Below are 1,598 nucleotides of genomic sequence, written 5' to 3'. Positions count from 1 at the left end.
CAGGTCTATGTTTGCGCAGCAGCCGACTGGAAACTCCTTTGAGGCTATTCACCAGCGTGGAAACAGCAACCTTGGGTGGGTAATTCACCAGAAGGTGGACATGATCGTCCTCGCCGTCCATTTCTGCCAATTCTGCCTCGAAGTCTGAACAGACCTTGGTGAAGATGCCACGCAGTTGGTCGATGGCATCTCGATCCAGCACCTTGCGCCGGTATTTGGTCACGAAGACCAAATGTACGTGCACCTGAAAGACACAGTGCCTACCTGTGCGTATTTCTTGCTTGTCGCTCATAGACCAACTATATTTTAAGGTATGCGACGCCTTCAAGCCTTCCAATACGAATTGCGCCCGAACGGCGAGCAGCAGCGGAAGATGTGCCGCCTCGCCGGATCGTGCCGGTTCGTGTTCAACCGGGCGCTGGCGTTGCAGAAGGCGCGGTACGAGGCCGGGGAGAAGAAGCTGGGCTATGCGGCGTTGTGCAGGGAGTTGGTGGGCTGGAAGACAGCCCCGGAGACGGAATGGCTCGCCCAGTCCCCTTCCCAGCCGCTTCAGCAGGCACTCAAAGACCTGGAACGCGCCTACAGGAATTTTTTCGATCAGCGGGCTGCTTTCCCTCACTTCAAAAAGAAGGGTCGGCATGATGCCTTTCGTTTTCCACAGGGCATGAAACTCGACCAGGGCAACAACCGCCTGTTTCTGCCCAAGCTGGTCTGGGTCCGCTACCGCAACAGCCGCAAAGTGGTGGGCACGGTGAAGAACGTCACGGTGTCGGCCTCCGGCGGCAAGTGGTTTATTTCGATTCAGACCGAACGCGAGGTCGAGACGCCGCGCCACCCGGCCAGCGGCGTCGTTGGGGTCGATGTGGGGGTGGCGAATTTCGCCACGCTGTCCACCGGCGAGATCATCTCGCCGGTCAACGCCCTGGCCAAACGCCAGCGGCAACTCGTCCGCGCCCAGCGGGCGATGAGCCGCAAAAAGAAGTTCTCCCGCAACTGGATCAAGGCCAAGGCCCGCGTCCAGAAGATTCACACCCGGATCGGCAACACCCGACGCGACTACCTGCACAAACTCACCACCACCCTCAGCAAAAACCACGCGGCGGTGGTGATTGAGGACTTGCAGGTGCGGAACATGGCCAGGTCGGCGTCGGGGAAAGTCGAGCGACCGGGGCGAAACGTCCGCGCCAAGGCCGGACTCAACCGCTCCATTCTCGATCAGGGGTGGAGTGAATTCCGTCGCCAGCTTGAGTACAAGCAGACGTGGCGCGGCGGGATTGTCGTGGCGGTGCCACCGATGAACACCAGCCGAACGTGTTCGGCGTGTGGGCATGTGGCGAAGGAGAATCGCCGAAGCCAATCCCGTTTCGAGTGTGTTGCCTGCGGTCATACGGCAAATGCCGACATGAACGCCGCTCGCAACATTCTGGCGGCAGGGCATGCCGTCATGGCCTGTGGAGGGGATGTAAGCCCGTGCCGGCACCGAGGTGCCGGCACGGCGGCCCCTGCGAAGCAGGAACCCACCGAGGCCACCGGCGCCGGCTTGATGCCGGCACCGGCGCGGTAGGAATCCTCGTCCTTCAGGGCGAGGAGGATGTCAA

General features: G+C 61.0%; 2 protein-coding genes. One reads left to right on the top strand and one right to left on the bottom strand.

All coding sequences use genetic code 11. The features are described from left to right. Positions 1 to 292: IS200/IS605 family transposase (gene tnpA, locus DFR31_RS13680; protein WP_121443252.1), on the bottom strand; the 292-nt coding region annotated here is incomplete at its 3' end. A gap of 81 nt (positions 293 to 373) precedes the next feature. On the opposite strand from tnpA, the gene DFR31_RS13675 reads away from it, so the two are divergent. Continuing rightward, positions 374 to 1,564 (top strand): RNA-guided endonuclease InsQ/TnpB family protein, encoded by a 1,191-nt coding sequence (locus DFR31_RS13675; RefSeq protein ID WP_245971208.1) that lies wholly within the window; start codon positions 374 to 376, stop codon positions 1,562 to 1,564. The last annotated feature ends 34 nt before the right edge of the window (positions 1,565 to 1,598 follow it).

It is taken from the genome of Alkalispirillum mobile (genome assembly GCF_003664325.1).
Lineage (GTDB): Bacteria > Pseudomonadota > Gammaproteobacteria > Nitrococcales > Halorhodospiraceae > Alkalilimnicola > Alkalilimnicola mobilis.
Note: the sequence above shows the minus strand (reverse complement) of the source record. Positions and strands in the feature narration are given on the sequence as shown.